Below are 17,379 nucleotides of genomic sequence, written 5' to 3'. Positions count from 1 at the left end.
AGTACTTTATCCATAAGCTATCGGGTGGTAACAGAAGTCTACTTTCATAAAGGGCACAGATAAATGGCAGGTCATAGCAAATGGGCTAATATCAAACACAAAAAAGCCGCACAAGATGCTAAACGCGGTAAGGTATTTACTCGGCTCATCAAGGAGATTACTGTGGCTGCCCGCATGGGTGGCGGGGATTCTGATAGTAATCCGCGCTTGCGTTTAGCGGTGGATAAAGCATACGATCAGAATATGCCGAAGGACAATGTGGAGCGTGCGATTAAGCGTGGCAGCGGCACTCTGGACGGCGCTGATTATGAAGAAATTCGTTATGAAGGCTATGGCATAGCGGGTGCTGCTGTGATGGTTGATTGCATGACAGATAATCGTGTTCGCACTGTGGCTGATGTACGCCATGCCTTTACTAAGTATGGTGGCAATCTGGGTACGGACGGTTCCGTCAATTTCTTATTCAAACACTGCGGTCAATTAATTTTTGCACCTGGAACTAATGAAGATAAGCTCATAGAAGTCGCATTGGAGAGTGGAGCCGAAGATGTGATCAGCAATGAGGATGGTAGTATTGAAGTAATTACTGATCCCTATGTATTTATAAACATTAAAGAGGTACTGGAGAAATCGGGGTTTAAGGCTGAGTTGGCGGAAGTGACCATGAAACCAAGCAATGAGGCTGTATTGGTTGGTGATGATGCTGTAAAAATGCAAAAATTACTGGATGCTCTGGAAAATCTTGATGACGTGCAGAATGTATACACCACAGCAATTCTTGAAGAATAATAAGTATTGTATCGGCAGGTGACAAAATCCGTATTCTTGGCATAGATCCTGGTTTACGTATTACCGGCTTTGGTGTGATCGATAAAATTGGAAGTAACTTAACCTATGTCAGCAGTGGCAGTGTTAAAACCTTTGAAGGTGAATTGCCTTCTCGCCTCAAGTTAATTCTGGATAATTTGAGTGAAGTTATTACGCAATACAAGCCCGAACATGTTGCTATTGAGCAGGTTTTTGTAAATATCAATCCTCAGTCTACATTATTACTAGGTCAAGCACGTGGCGCGGCTATTTGCGCAGCAGTGATGAATGATTTGATTGTGGCTGAATATACCGCGTTGCAAATAAAACAAGCAGTAGTGGGTAATGGTCATGCCAAAAAAGATCAAGTGCAAGAAATGGTTATGCGGTTACTTAATCTAGCTGGCAGTCCAAGTGCTGATGCTGCAGATGCATTGGCTTGTGCGATATGTCACGCCCATGGTGGAATGGGGCTTGGAAAGATTGCGACAACGGGCTATCGCATGAAACGAGGGCGTTTAGTATGATAGGGCGAATAACCGGAATTTTGCTGGAAAAACACCCACCGCAGGTACTGTTGGATGTTCAGGGGGTTGGTTATGAAATAGATGTGCCAATGAGTACTTTTTATGATCTTCCGGTGATAGGTGTACAAGCAACATTGTATACGCATCTTCTGATACGTGAAGATGTGCATCTGTTATTTGGTTTCGCAACAGAATCAGAGCGTCAGACTTTTCGTCAACTGATCAAAATTTCTGGTGTGGGTGCAAGAACTGCACTGTCGCTTTTGTCAGGTTTGAGTGTGACTGATTTGTATCGTGCTGTGGAAGAACAGGATAGTACGCGACTCATTCGAGTGCCCGGTATCGGGAAAAAAACAGCTGAGCGCTTATTGCTTGAGTTGCGGGATAAGCTGGGCACTACAGGGACTGACTTAAATCAGAGTTCGTCGAAGCGAACCAATGACAATGACATACTCAATGCATTGTTATCATTAGGTTACAATGATCGGGAAGCCGATTGGGCCATTAAGAAAATCGCATCGAATGCGACCGTATCCGATGGCATACGGCAAGCGTTGCAACTACTATCTAAGGAAAAGTAATCGGAATGTGACTTGGACGGACCTAATGAATGATTGAAACAGATCGACTTGTTGCTGCTGCACCTGCGTCATCCCAAGAAGAAATTCTTGAACGAGCGCTACGCCCAAAACAGTTGGAAGAGTATGTCGGTCAGGAAAAGATTCGTGGGCAATTGCAGATATTCATTGAAGCAGCCAGAAATCGCCATGAAGCACTTGATCATGTTTTGTTATTCGGCCCGCCAGGTTTAGGTAAAACTACACTTGCACATATCATCGCCAGAGAAATGGGCGTTAATTTGCGCCAAACGTCTGGTCCGGTTTTAGAACGTCCGGGCGACCTGGCAGCTTTGCTGACAAACTTGGAACCTAACGATGTTTTATTTATTGATGAAATACATCGCTTGTCTCCGATGGTCGAGGAGATACTTTATCCGGCTCTGGAAGACTATCAACTTGATATTATGATTGGTGAGGGGCCAGCCGCGCGTTCTGTGAAATTGGATTTGCCCGCATTTACCTTAGTTGGTGCTACCACGCGTGCAGGTATGCTTACTAATCCATTGCGCGATCGTTTCGGTATTGTTTCACGTTTGGAATTTTACACACCGGAAGAGCTTAGCAAAATTGTCATCCGATCTGCTGGGTTATTAAAAGTGGAGATATCGCACGATGGCGCATTTGAAATTGCGCGTCGCTCGCGCGGTACGCCACGGATTGTTAATCGATTATTGCGTCGTGTGCGTGATTTTGCAGAAGTTAAAGCCGATGGGCATGTGACATATGCAGTAGCCGAAGCAGCATTAAGTATGTTGGATGTGGATGCAATCGGGTTGGATGTCATGGATCGAAAGTTGTTGTTGGCTGTAATAGAAAAATTTAGTGGGGGGCCAGTCGGTGTGGATAATCTCGCGGCGGCAATTAGTGAAGAGCGTGACACAATTGAGGATGTGCTAGAACCTTATTTGATTCAGCAAGGATTCCTGAAGCGTACGCCAAGGGGGCGCATGGCAACTGCAGCGACTTATCAACATTTTGGCATCGCATTGCCAAGAAATGGGTTAAGCGGCGCTTTCTGGGAAGATAATAACTTATAATCAATCATTTTATCGTTCACGGCTTATGCAAATTCAAACATTACGCATCATCGTAGCTTTATTGCTTACATTGGTTGTTATGTTGTATTTTTACACCAATCGAGAAAAAGATTATTACACTAAGAGCGCAGAGCCAGCTGTTGCCAGGATACTGACTGAAATATCTGGCTGGGAAAAGCACGTGCTGTTGACGCATTTGGCACCAGAAGCTAAGCAAACAGTGAGTGACGAACAATTGGATAAACTGATGAATCTGTATCGTGGTTTTGGTCGATTTCAGTCTATTGAAGAACTTAATTTTTCGCGTACAGTCAGTGCATTCTCACTTGTGGGTGAGAAGCGCATCAATTATTCAGGCATTGCAAAATTTGATGCCGGGCCCGTAAATATGAATATTACTTTATTAGAGCGAGGAGGATTCTTTCTTGTTTACAACTTTACATTAGCAAAAGCTACACAAGAATAGGGTAATTAATAGATCAGTATAATTCATGCTATTATGCCTTGAACTATATCTCGCTTATTATAGTCTTATTTGTCGTTAGAATAGTCTTGGATTAATTTTATAGTGGAGGTTTTTATGAATCAAAATTACTCAACAGCTGCTCAAGGATCATCGTCAGCCATTGCGACAAACAAAGTGTTACGCAGTACATATATGCTTTTATCCCTGACATTATTGTTCAGTGGGCTTACTGCTGCACTTTCAATGTTCATGAATATGCCACCGATGACATACATGATATCTGTTATTGGTGGAATGGTGATTGCCATGTTTGTTCTGCCTCGTTTTGCTAACTCATCAGCCGGTATAGGAATTGTTTTCCTCATTACTGGTATGCTGGGATTTGGATTGGGACCAATACTGAGTATGTATGCATCATTGCCTAATGGTGGAAATATCATTACGTTGTCGCTAGGAGGCACCGGAGCCATTTTCATGGGATTGTCAGCATATGCGCTGGCTACACGAAAAGACTTCAGTTTTATGGGTGGCTTCTTGATGGTGGGTTTTCTTTTGGTGCTATTGGCAGCACTAGCGAATATATTCTTGCAGATACCAGCCATGTCATTGATGATTTCAGCTGTAGTTATCATGATTATGAGCGGTTTTATCTTGTATGACACCAGTCGCATTATTCACGGTGGTGAAACTAACTATGTGCTGGCGACCATTGGCTTGTACATGACAATCTTCAATATTTTTATTAGCTTACTACAAATATTGGGTATTATGGGAAATGATGACTAGTTCCCAACGATGGGTATGAACATTTAAAACCCCGGTTTGAACCGGGGTTTTATTTTAGACAAAGAGTTTTGTAGAAGAAAGCATTCAGGAAGAGCGAATATATGGACTGGATGGAAATTGTTTCTGCTTTGGCGCTTCTAATGTTCATTATTGTCCTGTTACCAGCTACCCGGAATATGATGAAGAATAGCGCAAAGGGCACATTGGCAGATTGGATGGGTTTTGTTTTCCCTGTCGTTGTGGTTTTTTTATTTATTATGCTTTTGGTTAAATTAGTGTGATACAGATTTTCTGGATCTACAGGCATTCAAGAGAGAGATTTTTTTGGCAAACTTATTTCTTCTAAGGTTGAGCATTCTCAGTTAGATTTAATATTCAATGGACATCACACTCTAATTAAGTTGCTTTGCTGTTTGAGTATTAAGTGTACTTGTAGATATTAAATATCTGTAGCGGTAAACTTTCAACAAGAAGTCAAACTTGAAACTGAAACGTTAAAGCTAATAACTCAGCTGAGAATATCGATATTCACTAAAGAAAAGTAAGGTGTGAATTCTGCGCCCTATCAATGCTCTTTATGTGTATCCAAACAAGAATACCATTTTAAAAGAAGGGGAATATTGCTATAAAAATCATGATTTTTCCTTGTTTGGGCAGCAGCGCCGTGCTAGAATTTCCATTCGATTAATTAGCGTGTAGAAGATTCTATAACTAAGAAAATCTAAGTTGCGGATAGTAAGGGAATTCGGCCAAGGAAATGTAACTATCGTCAATAATGGTGTGGTTTTAACAAAACAGGATTTTGGCGTATGACTTCCGTAGCTGGCTGAACAGGATAAGCGTTCAGGTTTGTAGCGTTGTAGTCGTACCTGAAATCTGTAAAATTAGTAATCATGTGGGGGGGAATATGAGAAGTAAATTAGTAGCAACCCTGGCGGGGGTATCCACTCTCGCTTTGTATTCAAGTATGGCAGTAGGGTCTAAATATAATTTTCCAGAGCCGCAAAGTATCATCGCGAGAGAAACCTATGATATGCATATTTGGATTATGTGGATTTGTTTGGTTATTTTTATTGGTGTGTTTGGTGTCATGTTTTACTCCATACTCAAGCACCGCAAATCTGTGGGATACAAAGCAGCAAACTTTCATCACAGCACTACAGTAGAAATTATCTGGACTGTAATACCTTGTATTATTCTTGTGGTTATGGCATTGCCTGCGACTAAGACAGTTATTTCTATGAAGGACACATCTAGTCCTGATATGACCATCAAAGCAACTGGTTATCAATGGATGTGGGGTTATGACTATCTCCAAGGGGAGGGAGAGGGGATTAGTTTCTATAGTAAATTGTCGACACCAAGAGCTCAATATGAAAATAAAGAACCTAAGGGCGAAAATTATTTGCTAGAAGTAGATAATCGTGTCGTTGTACCTGTAGGTAAGAAGGTGCGGGTAATTATCACAGCAAATGATGTGCTTCATGCATGGTGGGTGCCAGCATTAGGCGTTAAACAAGATGCTGTTCCAGGTTTTATTCGTGATTCATGGTTTACAGCAGATGCTCCTGGAATTTATCGTGGACAGTGTGCTGAATTGTGTGGTAAAGATCATGGATTTATGCCAATTGTGGTTGAAGTGATGAATGCAGATGATTATTCTAAATGGGTGGCTGCACAGTTAGGTGCATCCGCTGTTAAGACATCAATGCATATAGAAAATAAGTAAAAGGAGATAACTATGGCAGCAGTACACGGTGACGTACATGGTCACGAACATGATGATCATCATCCCAGTGGAATAATGCGCTGGGTTAAAACGACCAATCATAAAGACATAGGTACGATGTATCTTTGGTTTAGTTTTACTATGTTTATGGTAGGTGGTTTTTTGGCTATGGGAATACGAGCAGAGCTATATCAACCCGGTATTCAAATTTTACAGCCAGAACTATTTAATCAATTTACTACGTTACACGGGCTAATAATGGTGTTTGGTGCCATCATGCCAGCGTTTGTGGGTTTTGCTAACTGGCAAGTACCGATGATGATTGGTGCGCCCGATATGGCTTTTGCTCGGATGAATAACTGGAGTTTCTGGTTGTTACCTGTAGCGGCAACACTGCTTGTAGGTTCATTTTTTGTACCAGGTGGTGCAGCAGCAGGTGGTTGGACATTCTACCCGCCACTTTCAACACAAGGTGGTCTGGGCGTGGATCTAATGATTTTTTCAGTTCATATTTTAGGTGCTTCCTCAATTATGGGCTCAATTAATATCATCACGACCATTTTAAATATGCGCGCGCCAGGTATGACAATGATGAAGATGCCAATGTTTGTATGGACATGGTTGATCACTGCCTATTTGCTGGTTTTGGTGATGCCGGTTCTGGCTGGTGTCGTAACTATGCTGCTGACAGATCGTCATTTTGGCACAAGTTTCTTCAATGCAGCCGGTGGCGGAGACCCAGTTCTGTTTCAGCATATTTTCTGGTTCTTTGGGCACCCAGAAGTGTATATTATGATTTTGCCAGCTTTTGGTATTGTTTCTGAAATCATTCCAACATTCTCAAGAAAGCCACTATTCGGATACTCATCAATGGTTTATGCAACAGCATCTATTGCGATTTTATCTTGTATAGTCTGGGCGCATCACATGTTCACAGCAGGGATGCCAACGGTTGGGCAACTATTTTTCATGTATGCAACGATGCTGATCGCAGTTCCAACTGGTGTAAAAGTGTTTAACTGGACAGCAACAATGTGGCGTGGTTCGATGACTTTCGAAACTCCTATGTTATTCGCAATAGGTTTCATATTCCTGTTTGTGATTGGTGGTTTTAGCGGTGTGATTTGTGCAATTGTACCTATTGATATCCAAGTACAGGATACTTACTATGTAATTGCCCATTTCCATTATGTTCTCGTGTCAGGTGCCTTATTTGCCTTATTTGCTGGCGTATATTACTGGATTCCAAAGTGGACCGGTCATATGTACAGTGAAACGCTTGGTAAATGGCATTTCTGGTTATCGATGTTTTTCTTTAATGCGACATTCTTTGTTCAGCATTTCTTGGGATTAGCTGGTATGCCGCGTAGAATTCCTGATTACAATTTGCAATTCGCGGATTTTAATATGATTTCTAGCCTTGGCGCGTTTGGGTTTGGACTGACGCAGCTTCTATTCCTCTACCTCGTGATTGATTGTATACGTAATGGGGAAAAAGCACCTCAGTCGCCATGGGATGGAGCAACAACTCTGGAGTGGACGCATTTGCCATCACCGGCGCCATACCACAGTTTTGAAACACCACCGATTGTTAAGTAAAGACAGTCAGAGAAAAGCGTATGTCACAAGATACAGAATTAAAGCGTAAAAAGCTAAGAACTGGATTGTTTCTGTTATTTACGGTGGTAGCACTTTATTTAACGGTTATTTACAAACAATATGGTAACTAACTTATCGAAAGCTAATGTAGTAATGATGAAAAAGTTGTTGGTTTTCACATTAATAATGTTTGTTTTTGGATATGCTCTTGTACCATTTTATGAAAAATTCTGTGAAGTAACTGGAATTAATAATCTGCTAAAACCAGACGTACTGGTTAAAGAGAATTGGGTGGATGAAAAGCGCTGGATTACAGTGGAATTTGATGCGAATACAAGAGGATTGCCTTGGCAATTTAAACCACTGCAAACCAGCGCTCGTATTCATCCTGGTGAAGCAATCAGTGTGATGTACGAAATTACAAATGACTCAGATCGTGAAATAAACGGGCAAGCGATACCCAGTTACAGCCCGCGTTTTCTGGATAAACATTTGAAGAAGTTTGAATGTTTTTGCTTTACAAAACAAGTTCTTAAGCCATATGAGACTAGACAAATGCCAGTGCAATTTGTAATTGAACCTGGATTGCCGCCAGAGATAAATACGGTGACTATTTCATATACTTTCTTTGAATTACCCGGTAGTGGAAGCGTGGCTACAAAATAAGGCAGAGGAAGTGAATAAGATTACTGAAAAACAAAGTAGCGTTAGTATTTTGCAGATTGCTAAAGCTGTCATGGCCGCATTTATGGGAATCCGCACAAAGAGTGATCTTGAGAATGATGCTGCAACTTTGAAGCCAGTTCATGTTGTCATAGGCGGGATTATTGGAGGCTTGGTATTTGTAATCTGTGTGTTGTTATTAGTTCAATTGGTAGTTAGAAATTAAATAAATCATAAGTAGGAGGAGATAAGAATGAGTCAAGAATCCGGACACTATTATGTCCCAGCACCATCGGCATATCCAATAATAGGATCGACCGCGCTGTTATTTTTAGGGTCAGGCGCAGCCCTGACCATGAATAAGATGGAGCTTGGATATGGTCTGTTAGCAGTAGGTTTTGCCATACTGATTTATATGTTATTTGGTTGGTTTGGAACTGTAGCAAGGGAAAGTGAAAGTGGTAAATTTAATCAGCAGGTAGATCGTTCATTTCGTTGGGGAATGAGCTGGTTCATTTTGACAGAAGTAATGTTCTTCTGTGCATTTTTTGGTGCATTGTTTTATATGCGTAACCTTTCGATTCCTTGGCTAGAAGCAGAAAGCTCAGTATTGGGAAATAGCTTCTGGTCCTCATATAATGGTGCATGGCCAACCGCGGGACCTGGCGTACACGAACAATTCACCCCGATGGGAGCATGGGGGTTGCCTGCTTTCAATACACTGTTACTGTTATTGTCGGGTGTAACCTGTACCCTGGCACATCACGCACTGAAAGAAAACAGACGCGATGGACTCAAAAAATGGTTGCTCGCTACCATATTTTTAGGCGCATTATTCATAGGCTGCCAAGCTTATGAGTATATTCACGCTTACAATGATTTGAATCTAAAATTGACAACAGGTGCTTATGGTTCAACCTTCTTCATGTTGACTGGATTTCACGGATTCCATGTAACTGTGGGTGCAATCATGCTGACAGTAATCTACTTCCGTAGTTTAGCCGGGCACTTTACTCCTGAGAATCACTTCGGTTTTGAAGGAGTGGCTTGGTACTGGCACTTTGTTGACGTGGTATGGTTAGGGCTGTTTATTTTTGTTTATTTGATGTAAAAGAAACAGAGGTGGTAGAGAAGATTCCAGCTTTTGCACACAGACACTAAGAGTTTAGTTAGAAGAAAAGATTTCTTGTGAGGTGTAAAAGTCTGGAATTTTTTATTTGCGAGATAAAAGATAAGAAATTCAGTTAGTATTTCTTCTAAAACTGACTAAAAATATAGGACATACATTTCCTAAAAATAACAGTCAATCGAGTATCAAAATTTATACAGACAGAAAATGATTGTATTGGGATACCGCTTTGAACCAAAGCTGTGGGTGGTTTTAGTTACCGCAGTGTCTGTTATCATTTTCATTGAATTGGGTAAGTGGCAGTTATCTCGCGCTGATGAAAAAAATGCACGGCATGAGCTTCTTGAACAATATGCAAAGCAACCCGCAGTGACATTGCCAAATACTTTGGTCAAGCTAGAAGATTTTCAGTATCGAGAAGTTGAAGTGCAGGGTGAATTTCTTTCTGAACACACAATATTTCTGGATAATAAAACTCATCAGGGTCATGCGGGCTATCACGTTATTACACCACTTAAGATTGTGAATAGCGCGTTACTTGTTGCGATCAACAGAGGGTGGGTCGCGACAGGATATGACAGATCAGTATTGCCGCATGTCAATGAAATTAATGGTGTTATTAATGTAACTGGGTTAGTGGTAGCACCAGAATTGAGGACATTCAAGCTGTCTGAAATGGTAACAACAGGTAAGGTCTGGAATGACTTTAATCTGCAGCGCTATCAGGAGGAGACAGGGCAAGAAATTCAACCTCTGATGGTATTGCAAAAGAATAATGTAGAAGATGGACTGATGCGTGATTGGGATAGGCCAGACTCAGGTGCTGCCAAGAATTTAGGCTATGCAGTTCAATGGTTTTTACTAGCAACTACAGCAATAATTATTTTCTTAGTGTTGAATGTTAAACGAAAAAATACAAAAGTCTAATAGGCGTAAATTTTTACTACTTCTGGCATTAATGTGTGCTCCGGTTGTAATTTCTTATGCCTTATATTTTCTGGAATATAAACCAGAAAGTAAGCACTATGGTGATTTAATACCGATCGTTAAGGTGACAGGAAAAGCAACCAACCAAGCTGATAATACGATCCTGCGTATGAAGGATCTGCATGGAAAGTGGGTTCTGGTGACAGTAGATTCTGGGCACTGTGACGAAGCTTGTCAGAAAAAATTATATTTTATGCGACAAGTACGGTTAGTGCAGGGAAAACAAAAACATCGAATTGAACGGCTTTGGCTAATTAATGACGATGTCATTCCAGATGCGGAATTAGTTAAAGAATATGATGGCACATTCTTTGTTAAAGCTCAGGATAGCGAGATTCTTAGTTTTATTGAAACCAAAGAAATTCAAACAAAACACATCTACTTAATTGATCCAATAGGTAATTTGATGATGCGTTTCCCAGAAAACGTAGATGGGACAAAAATGGGTCATGACATAAAAAGATTGTTACATGTTTCGCAAATAGAGCATTAAGATTTGATTGTGTCTCAGCAGACAGGATTCGCTTGAATCAAATATAAAAATATTCAATGAAGATGGATAAAGGAGATCAAAGACATGTCTACTAGTATGACTTGGCATGAAACAGCAACCCGTATTAATCAGTTTTACCGCTTAACGAAACCGCGCGTTGTATCGTTGATTGTATTTACTGCAGTGATTGGAATGTTTCTGGCAGTCCCCGGGGCGGTACCTTTGGATATCCTAATCTTTGGAACGATAGGTATTGCGTTAGTGGCTGGGGCTGCCGCAGCATTAAATTGCCTGGTAGAACAAAAAATGGATGCCGTGATGGCGCGAACGAAAGGAAGGCCCCTTCCACAAGGCAAAGTGAGTGTTCCAGAAACTCTGTTCTTTCTGCTGATTGTCGGAGGATTGGGTCTTTTTATGCTGTATCACTGGATCAATGAGCTCACTATGTGGCTGACGCTTGGCACTTTTGTAGGCTATGCCATAATTTATACCGTGATTCTGAAACCGCTGACGCCGCAGAATATCGTAATAGGCGGCGCTTCAGGCGCTATGCCGCCAGTATTGGGCTGGGCTGCAGTGACGGGTGATGTAACCGCAGATGCGCTGTTGTTATTTTTGATTATCTTTGCCTGGACACCACCACATTTTTGGGCACTTGCGCTATACAGAAAAAATGAATATGCCTCAATTGGTATGCCTATGCTTCCAGTGACACATGGTGATCAATTTACAAAATTGCAAGTATTGTTGTACACAATCATTTTGTGTGTTGTGACAACTCTGCCTTATATAACTCAAATGAGTGGACTAATTTATTTGGGAAGTTCTATTGTGTTAAATGGAATTTTTATGTACTACGCAGTAGAAATTTACAGAAACTATAGTGACCAATTGGCACGGGAAGCGTTCCGTTATTCGATACTCTATTTAGCGTTGCTATTCGTGGCACTGTTAGTAGATCACTATTTCTTTTTTTAGAATTTAAGCTTTAAGTATCAGAAATATTGCGCTTGTAATATGTGGTTATTATGTGGTTGTCACATATTACAAGCGAAAATTAAATATAGTTCTCAGATTGACTCAGTCTTAGGAAACAATTTTCCAGGATTAAGAATATTGTTGGGATCGAACAAATGTTTGATGCTCTTCATTAAATCCAGTGTTGCACGGTCTATCTCTTTTGTTACAAAAGCACGTTTCTCGCTACCAATACCATGTTCTCCCGATAAAGTGCCTCGAAGCGTGATAACCAAGTCAAATATTTCATCCAAACAGCATTCGGCTCGTGCAACTTCTTCAGCATCATCAGGGTTTATCAACAAATTGACATGAATATTACCATTCCCAGCATGGCCAAAATTTACATTGTGCAGGTGATGTTGCGTACTTAGTTGTGTCAATCCGTGTAAAAATTGGGGCAGGGTACTAACCGGTACTACAACATCTTCATTAATCTTCTTAGGCGCAATTTCACGTAATAGAGGGGATAAAGCCTTGCGGGCTTTCCATAGTGCCGCAGTATCATTCACCTGGTTGGCATGAATCAATCCGCCGGTTCTGCATGCCGCAAGTATTGCGGATAACGCATCAGGAATGTCATTCTTGGAACCATCGACTTCTATCATCAGCATGGCGGTTGTATTCGTTGGTAGCATGTCAGGATAGCGGCCACGTATCAGGTTTAGCGAGCCGGAATCGAGAAATTCAAGAGCGCTTGGCAGTTGTGGTAGTGACATAATATTAACTATAGCTTCTGCGCAACTTGAAAGATCGTGGAAATGTGCTGTAATGCCAGCGACGACACTGGGTAAAGCAGTTAGTTTAAGTGTTGCCTCGGTAATCACAGCGAGTGTTCCTTCGGAACCAATTAGAAGACGCGTAAGATCATATCCAACGACACCTTTGGTGGTGTAACAGCCGGTTGTAATGAAGTCTCCCGCGCCGGTCACAGCTTTCAAACCCAGAACATGTTCACGGGTCGTGCCATACTTAACCGCATGAGGGCCACCTGCACTGGTGGCGATATTTCCACCAACACTTGAGAACATGGCACTGGAAGGATCGGGCGGCCAGAAAAAACCAAATGGCTTGGCAGCATCTTGTACGGATTGATTCAATACACCAGGCTCAACCACGACAACACGATTCGCAGGGTCGATAGAAATGATATTGGTCATGCGTTCCATCGATAAAGCAATGCCGCCAAATTCTGGCAAGCTACCGCCCGCAGTACCGGTACCACGCCCGCGGGGAATAAGCGGGATCTGATATTGGTTGCAAAGCGCTACGATGTGTTGCACTTCCTCTCCGGTTAGCGGAAACAGTACGGCATCAGGCGGAAATATTTTGCGACTGTTATCATAAGCATAAGAATAGCAATCTACCGGATCGGTATAAAAGCGATCGGGAGGAAATGCTCCCTGCAAATCAGCTATCAAATTAGCTGGTATCATGAAATTAATTCAGATATTCGAATACTTTGACGACTTTCTTCACGCCAGATGTAGCACTGGCAATTTGAGCTGCATTATCGGCTTCTTGTCGGGTAACCACACCGAGCAGATACACTACTTCATTCTCTGTCACAATCTTGACATGATTAATCTGAAACTTGCGTTCGGTTAAAAAGCGAGTCTTTACCTTGGAAGTAATCAATGTATCATTGCTGCGGGAAGCCAGTGAAGTGTTTCCGGCAACAGCGATTTCATTGAAGATTTTGCGCACATTATCAACACCCATAATCAGTTTCTCAATATCCCCCTTGATGGTTTCTGTCGGCGCTTCTCCCGTTAACAGAACCATGCGATTATAACTGGTGATATTAATGTGTACTTTATCGCCAAATTGTTGATAAATACGCCGCGACCCTTTTAATTCAATGCCCTCATCTTCAATGAACATGCCACTGGTTCTACGATCCTCGGAGATATATGCGCCAGTTCCTGCTGCTGTACCAACTGCAAACATCGGAACACAACCTACCAGAAATGGGAAGATTAAAAAAAGAGCCAGCCAAGTTTGATTGAGATATTTCATTTAATTTACTCCACAGAATTCAAAATTGCATGCCTGATAATACAGTAAAATAGCCGGATCACGAATAATCAATAGCCTAAAACACAGCATTACAAAGTGACTTAACAGGCATTATGAGCATAGAAGAATACCAACATACTTTAACTGAACAGATCCAAAGCGCGGGTAAAGGTGATGCTTCATCTACGGTGCTGGGTGTGGCAGTGGGAGAGGATCGCTATTTGATCCCAATGACTGAAGTCAGTGAAGTCATACAGATACCCAAATTAGCGCACGTTCCGTTAACGCAGCCCTGGTTTCTTGGTTTGGCCAATGTGCGCGGGAATCTCTACGGAATCACAGATATAGGTGTCTATCTAGGCGGAAATCCAACGCAATTCAACCTAAAATCACGAATCTTACTTGCTTCTCCAGGGAATAAGATGTTCGGTGGTTTCATAGTCAACAGTATGCTGGGTATTAGAAATTTGTCTGAATTTACACCGGTTAAATCGGCCAAAAAGAAACTGCCTAAGGGTGTTACCGCAAATTATAAGGATACAGAAGGACGGCTATGGCGAGAATTAAGCCTATATGAATTGATCCGTGATGAAAAATTCTTGCAGATTGCGCGTGAATGAATTGCCGTTTGAAGATATGCCGATACGTTTTTATTACAAATTATTTGATAAGTGATTGAGAGAATCATGTCGACTCCCCACTCCGTAGCAAAAGATAAAGCCAAAATTTTATCCGAAGCGTTGCCTTATATTCAGCGTTTTCATGGCAAAACCATCGTGATTAAATATGGCGGGAATGCCATGGTTGAAGAAAATCTTAAACATGGATTCGCGCGCGATGTCGTGCTGCTAAAACTGGTTGGTATGAATCCGGTGGTGGTTCATGGCGGTGGTCCGCAGATCGACGACATGCTCAAACGTGTTGGTAAGCAAGGTGAATTTATCCAAGGCATGCGTGTCACCGATGCGGAAACCATGGATTTGGTAGAAATGGTATTAGGCGGATCGGTCAACAAAGACATCGTGAGCCTAATCAATCGCCACGGCGGCAAAGCCGTTGGGTTGACGGGCAAGGATGGCGCTTTTATCCGCGCTAAGAAGATGCTCATGGCAGATCGCGAAACAGCGGGAAAATGGATCAATATCGGTCAGGTGGGCGAAATTGAATCGATCGATCCCTCATTGATTGCGCTGCTCGATACACAAGATTTTATTCCGGTCATTGCACCCATTGGTGTGGGTGCCGAAGGTGAGTCGTATAATATCAATGCGGATCTGGTTGCCGGTAAGCTGGCTGAAATTCTCAAGGCGGAAAAACTGATTTTATTATCCAACATCCCCGGTGTGTTGGATAAAGAAGGCAATTTGCTGACCGGATTGACCGCGCAGAAAGTCGATGAGTTATTTGCTGACGGCACTATTTCCGGCGGTATGTTACCCAAGATTGGATCCGCCCTGGATGCCGTCAAGAAGGGTGTCAAATCCTGTCACATTATTGATGGGCGAGTAGAGCATGCACTGCTGCTGGAAATATTGACCGATCAAGGTGTGGGTACTTTGATTAAGGAAAACTAGAAAAATCTTTGACTGACTGTCATTTCGAGCACCGCGAGAAATCTACAAAGATTCCTCTCTGCGTTCGGAATGACCAATGTGAGTTTTTCAGGAGTTCTATAGGTGCAAAGAAGCCTTGGGATGCTACCAGCGCTTGCCCAAAGCCGTCAGAATGCCGCGCAAAATCTGCACTTCCTCTTTCTCCAGCCGCGCCCGTGCAAACAAACGGCGAATGCGCTGCATCAACAGCTTGGGTTTTTGCGGATCAAGAAAATCGCTGGCAATCATCGCCTGTTCAAGATGCGCATAAAATAACTCCAGATCATTAAAACTAACGGGTGATCCAATCGGGGATGCAGGTTCTTCGTTTTCTATCAGCGCCATGCGCAACTCATACGCCATCACTTGCACTGCGCTTGCCAGGTTCAGTGAAGTGAATTCCGGGTTGGCGGGAATATGAATAATGATCTGGCACTTATTCACTTCCGCGGTAGTCAGTCCGGATGTTTCTGCGCCAAACAGCAATGCGACCGGCTGTTGCCGCGCATAACGCAATAATTCTCGTGCACCCTGCCGTGCATTGAACACATCATGCGAAAGGTCGCGTGGTCGCGCCGTCATCGCAGCAACCATCACGGTGTTTTCCAACGCTTCATCCAATTCGGTGCAAACCTTAATTTTATCCAGAATATCGCGCGCACTAACCGCACGCGCATCCGCCTCTCGATCCGGGAAAAGCCGGGGATTGATCAGATACAGCGCGCCCAATCCCATCGTTTTCATCGCCCGTGCAGCCGCGCCGATATTGCCGGGATGGCTGGTGTGGCTGAGAACGATGCGAACATTATCAAGCGGACAAGGAGCATTCATAGTGAGTGGATTTTATTGATGTGGAAAGTATGACTTAATGGATCAACCAATAGCGTGTCAGACTGCCAGCATCAAGAATTTGACAGAATTTCACCCAACAGCCTGATTCTATCAGAAGAAAGAAAACAATGATGTGATGCCCAAATGCTTTGATGCGATGCGTTTATTCACTGGTAGAATTGATCCATCATTAGTAACTTGTTGTTATAAAGTGGCGACCAGGCAAAATCTCACCTTAGGAAGTTGAACTCAATCATGGCAGCAAACGAAGACAAGACAGCAGTGAACGGTTCAAACCAAAAGCCACAGCAGGAGACCCTGCTCGATGATGAATTCTCACTCGAGTTGCAAGAAGCATCGCCAGAAGCCGTGACACCGAGAAAATCATCCTCCGGAAAGACTGTGCCCGATCATAAGAAAGGCAAAAATCAGTCTTCCGAAGTGCTCAGTTACCGGCATGACGATAAACGCACCAACAATCCGCATGTCGGCATGGTCGACACGCATTCCGACGGCGTGGAAGGAAAAACCGCCTGGCAATACGACCCGCATATCGATCCGGCGCTGAATTTTGATAGCAGCCGCTCAACGATTGAAACCTTGATCGATGATGCGCTGGCATCGGGAGACAAAGAGCAGATGCAAGCGGCACTGGAACAGCTCAAACGCATGCAGTCGCCGTATTTGAACTGGAGCGGCAAGGCCGAACGCACCAGTTTTTCAGTGGACACTGTGTCACTGCATGTGCACGAACGCATTGATCCGGCGACGATTCTGGCTGCGGTGCAGAAAAAGCTGAAAGACGGCAAAGGAAAACCCGGCGCCGCAATTCAGCCGGATTTGTTCCATGCGCCGTTTGAAAACCTGCCGCTACGCGAAGCCATCGATTTTTACAAACACGACCGCGATTGGGCGAACCGGCTGATTGCCGGGGATTCGCTGCTGGTGATGAACTCGTTGCTGCAAAAGGAAGGCATGGCCGGGCAGGTACAGATGATCTACCTCGACCCGCCTTACGGCATCAAGTACGGCTCCAACTTTCAGCCGTTCGTCAACAAACGCGACGTGAAAGACCGC

At 42.9% G+C, this 17,379-nt stretch carries 20 protein-coding genes and 1 pseudogene; 18 read left to right on the top strand and 3 right to left on the bottom strand.

What is annotated here, in order from left to right; all coding sequences use genetic code 11:
• Positions 1–63: 63 nt before the first annotated feature.
• From K2P83_RS04740 to cyoE, 15 genes are all read left to right on the top strand, one after another.
• A complete protein-coding gene (locus K2P83_RS04740; RefSeq protein WP_292926794.1) occupies positions 64–789 on the top strand; it encodes a YebC/PmpR family DNA-binding transcriptional regulator in 726 nt (241 codons plus the stop codon).
• Positions 790–815: 26 nt separating this feature from the next.
• A complete protein-coding gene (gene ruvC / locus K2P83_RS04735; RefSeq protein ID WP_292926957.1) occupies positions 816–1,334 on the top strand; it encodes a crossover junction endodeoxyribonuclease RuvC in 519 nt (172 codons plus the stop codon).
• Entirely contained in the window at positions 1,331–1,915 is a 585-nt protein-coding gene (gene ruvA, locus K2P83_RS04730) for a Holliday junction branch migration protein RuvA (RefSeq protein WP_292926792.1), read from the top strand. Before ruvC ends, ruvA begins: the two co-directional genes overlap by 4 nt.
• A gap of 29 nt (positions 1,916–1,944) precedes the next feature.
• Entirely contained in the window at positions 1,945–2,991 is a 1,047-nt protein-coding gene (gene ruvB / locus K2P83_RS04725) for a Holliday junction branch migration DNA helicase RuvB (protein ID WP_292926790.1), read from the top strand.
• Positions 2,992–3,016: 25 nt separating this feature from the next.
• Positions 3,017–3,457 carry a hypothetical protein gene (locus tag K2P83_RS04720; RefSeq protein WP_292926788.1) on the top strand — a complete coding sequence of 147 codons (441 nt, stop codon included), beginning with the start codon at positions 3,017–3,019 and terminating at the stop codon, positions 3,455–3,457.
• Between the two features lie 114 nt (positions 3,458–3,571).
• A complete protein-coding gene (locus K2P83_RS04715) occupies positions 3,572–4,243 on the top strand; it encodes a Bax inhibitor-1/YccA family protein (protein WP_292926786.1) in 672 nt (223 codons plus the stop codon).
• Between the two features lie 101 nt (positions 4,244–4,344).
• Positions 4,345–4,524: a hypothetical protein gene (locus K2P83_RS04710; RefSeq protein WP_292926784.1), complete on the top strand. Its 180-nt coding sequence runs from the start codon at positions 4,345–4,347 to the stop codon at positions 4,522–4,524.
• 626 nt (positions 4,525–5,150) lie between these two features.
• Entirely contained in the window at positions 5,151–5,972 is an 822-nt protein-coding gene (gene coxB, locus K2P83_RS04705) for a cytochrome c oxidase subunit II (protein ID WP_292926782.1), read from the top strand.
• A gap of 12 nt (positions 5,973–5,984) precedes the next feature.
• On the top strand, positions 5,985–7,571 hold the full coding sequence (gene ctaD, locus K2P83_RS04700) for a cytochrome c oxidase subunit I (protein WP_292926780.1): 1,587 nt from the start codon (positions 5,985–5,987) through the stop codon (positions 7,569–7,571).
• Positions 7,572–7,691: 120 nt separating this feature from the next.
• On the top strand, positions 7,692–8,237 hold the full coding sequence (locus K2P83_RS04695; RefSeq protein ID WP_292926778.1) for a cytochrome c oxidase assembly protein: 546 nt from the start codon (positions 7,692–7,694) through the stop codon (positions 8,235–8,237).
• Positions 8,238–8,247: 10 nt separating this feature from the next.
• Complete coding sequence (locus tag K2P83_RS04690) at positions 8,248–8,460, top strand: DUF2970 domain-containing protein (RefSeq protein ID WP_292926776.1); 213 nt, start codon at positions 8,248–8,250, stop codon at positions 8,458–8,460.
• A gap of 27 nt (positions 8,461–8,487) precedes the next feature.
• Positions 8,488–9,345, top strand: a complete 858-nt coding sequence (locus K2P83_RS04685) for a cytochrome c oxidase subunit 3 (RefSeq protein ID WP_292926774.1) — start codon at positions 8,488–8,490, stop codon at positions 9,343–9,345.
• Positions 9,346–9,570: 225 nt separating this feature from the next.
• The gene (locus tag K2P83_RS04680; RefSeq protein WP_292926772.1) at positions 9,571–10,290 is read left to right on the top strand and encodes an SURF1 family protein; all 720 of its coding nucleotides are present in this window, start codon (positions 9,571–9,573) and stop codon (positions 10,288–10,290) included.
• Positions 10,262–10,843: a hypothetical protein gene (locus K2P83_RS04675; RefSeq protein WP_292926770.1), complete on the top strand. Its 582-nt coding sequence runs from the start codon at positions 10,262–10,264 to the stop codon at positions 10,841–10,843. The genes K2P83_RS04680 and K2P83_RS04675 overlap by 29 nt, the downstream gene beginning before the upstream one ends.
• 84 nt (positions 10,844–10,927) lie before the next feature.
• Positions 10,928–11,821, top strand: a complete 894-nt coding sequence (gene cyoE, locus K2P83_RS04670; RefSeq protein ID WP_292926768.1) for a heme o synthase — start codon at positions 10,928–10,930, stop codon at positions 11,819–11,821.
• Positions 11,822–11,913: 92 nt separating this feature from the next.
• Here the strand turns inward: cyoE and K2P83_RS04665 are convergent, their stop codons facing one another.
• Together K2P83_RS04665 and K2P83_RS04660 are read right to left on the bottom strand one after the other, a co-directional pair.
• Positions 11,914–13,296 (bottom strand): FAD-linked oxidase C-terminal domain-containing protein, encoded by a 1,383-nt coding sequence (locus tag K2P83_RS04665; RefSeq protein WP_292926766.1) that lies wholly within the window; start codon positions 13,294–13,296, stop codon positions 11,914–11,916.
• A 4-nt stretch (positions 13,297–13,300) separates the two neighbouring features.
• Positions 13,301–13,879, bottom strand: a complete 579-nt coding sequence (locus K2P83_RS04660) for a BON domain-containing protein (protein ID WP_292926764.1) — start codon at positions 13,877–13,879, stop codon at positions 13,301–13,303.
• A gap of 113 nt (positions 13,880–13,992) precedes the next feature.
• Between K2P83_RS04660 and K2P83_RS04655 the strand changes: the two genes are divergently transcribed.
• A complete protein-coding gene (locus K2P83_RS04655; protein WP_292926762.1) occupies positions 13,993–14,499 on the top strand; it encodes a chemotaxis protein CheW in 507 nt (168 codons plus the stop codon).
• Between the two features lie 66 nt (positions 14,500–14,565).
• The gene (gene argB / locus K2P83_RS04650; RefSeq protein ID WP_292926760.1) at positions 14,566–15,453 is read left to right on the top strand and encodes an acetylglutamate kinase; all 888 of its coding nucleotides are present in this window, start codon (positions 14,566–14,568) and stop codon (positions 15,451–15,453) included.
• A 123-nt stretch (positions 15,454–15,576) separates the two neighbouring features.
• Here the strand turns inward: argB and K2P83_RS04645 are convergent, their stop codons facing one another.
• Positions 15,577–16,302, bottom strand: a complete 726-nt coding sequence (locus K2P83_RS04645) for an RNA methyltransferase (RefSeq protein WP_292926758.1) — start codon at positions 16,300–16,302, stop codon at positions 15,577–15,579.
• Positions 16,303–16,557: 255 nt separating this feature from the next.
• Between K2P83_RS04645 and K2P83_RS04640 the strand changes: the two are divergent.
• Positions 16,558–17,379: pseudogene (locus K2P83_RS04640) on the top strand (site-specific DNA-methyltransferase); the annotation flags it as partial.

Origin of the sequence: Nitrosomonas sp., assembly GCF_019752415.1 — a bacterium.
Classification (GTDB): domain Bacteria; phylum Pseudomonadota; class Gammaproteobacteria; order Burkholderiales; family Nitrosomonadaceae; genus Nitrosomonas.
The sequence above is the reverse complement of the archived record's forward strand: the minus strand, read 5'-3'. Positions and strand labels throughout refer to the sequence as shown.

Bases quoted from the DNA above. Each gene is read 5' to 3' on its own strand.
- K2P83_RS04740 (WP_292926794.1), top strand. From the start codon at position 64: ATGGCAGGTCATAGCAAATGGGCTAATATCAAACACAAAAAAGCCGCA.
- ruvA (WP_292926792.1), top strand. From the start codon at position 1,331: ATGATAGGGCGAATAACCGGAATTTTGCTGGAAAAACACCCACCGCAG.
- ruvB (WP_292926790.1), top strand. From the start codon at position 1,945: ATGATTGAAACAGATCGACTTGTTGCTGCTGCACCTGCGTCATCCCAA.
- K2P83_RS04720 (WP_292926788.1), top strand. From the start codon at position 3,017: ATGCAAATTCAAACATTACGCATCATCGTAGCTTTATTGCTTACATTG.
- K2P83_RS04715 (WP_292926786.1), top strand. From the start codon at position 3,572: ATGAATCAAAATTACTCAACAGCTGCTCAAGGATCATCGTCAGCCATT.
- K2P83_RS04710 (WP_292926784.1), top strand. From the start codon at position 4,345: ATGGACTGGATGGAAATTGTTTCTGCTTTGGCGCTTCTAATGTTCATT.
- coxB (WP_292926782.1), top strand. From the start codon at position 5,151: ATGAGAAGTAAATTAGTAGCAACCCTGGCGGGGGTATCCACTCTCGCT.
- ctaD (WP_292926780.1), top strand. From the start codon at position 5,985: ATGGCAGCAGTACACGGTGACGTACATGGTCACGAACATGATGATCAT.
- K2P83_RS04695 (WP_292926778.1), top strand. From the start codon at position 7,692: ATGGTAACTAACTTATCGAAAGCTAATGTAGTAATGATGAAAAAGTTG.
- K2P83_RS04685 (WP_292926774.1), top strand. From the start codon at position 8,488: ATGAGTCAAGAATCCGGACACTATTATGTCCCAGCACCATCGGCATAT.
- K2P83_RS04680 (WP_292926772.1), top strand. From the start codon at position 9,571: ATGATTGTATTGGGATACCGCTTTGAACCAAAGCTGTGGGTGGTTTTA.
- K2P83_RS04675 (WP_292926770.1), top strand. From the start codon at position 10,262: ATGTTAAACGAAAAAATACAAAAGTCTAATAGGCGTAAATTTTTACTA.
- cyoE (WP_292926768.1), top strand. From the start codon at position 10,928: ATGTCTACTAGTATGACTTGGCATGAAACAGCAACCCGTATTAATCAG.
- K2P83_RS04665 (WP_292926766.1), bottom strand. From the start codon at position 13,296: ATGATACCAGCTAATTTGATAGCTGATTTGCAGGGAGCATTTCCTCCC.
- K2P83_RS04660 (WP_292926764.1), bottom strand. From the start codon at position 13,879: ATGAAATATCTCAATCAAACTTGGCTGGCTCTTTTTTTAATCTTCCCA.
- K2P83_RS04655 (WP_292926762.1), top strand. From the start codon at position 13,993: ATGAGCATAGAAGAATACCAACATACTTTAACTGAACAGATCCAAAGC.
- argB (WP_292926760.1), top strand. From the start codon at position 14,566: ATGTCGACTCCCCACTCCGTAGCAAAAGATAAAGCCAAAATTTTATCC.
- K2P83_RS04645 (WP_292926758.1), bottom strand. From the start codon at position 16,302: ATGAATGCTCCTTGTCCGCTTGATAATGTTCGCATCGTTCTCAGCCAC.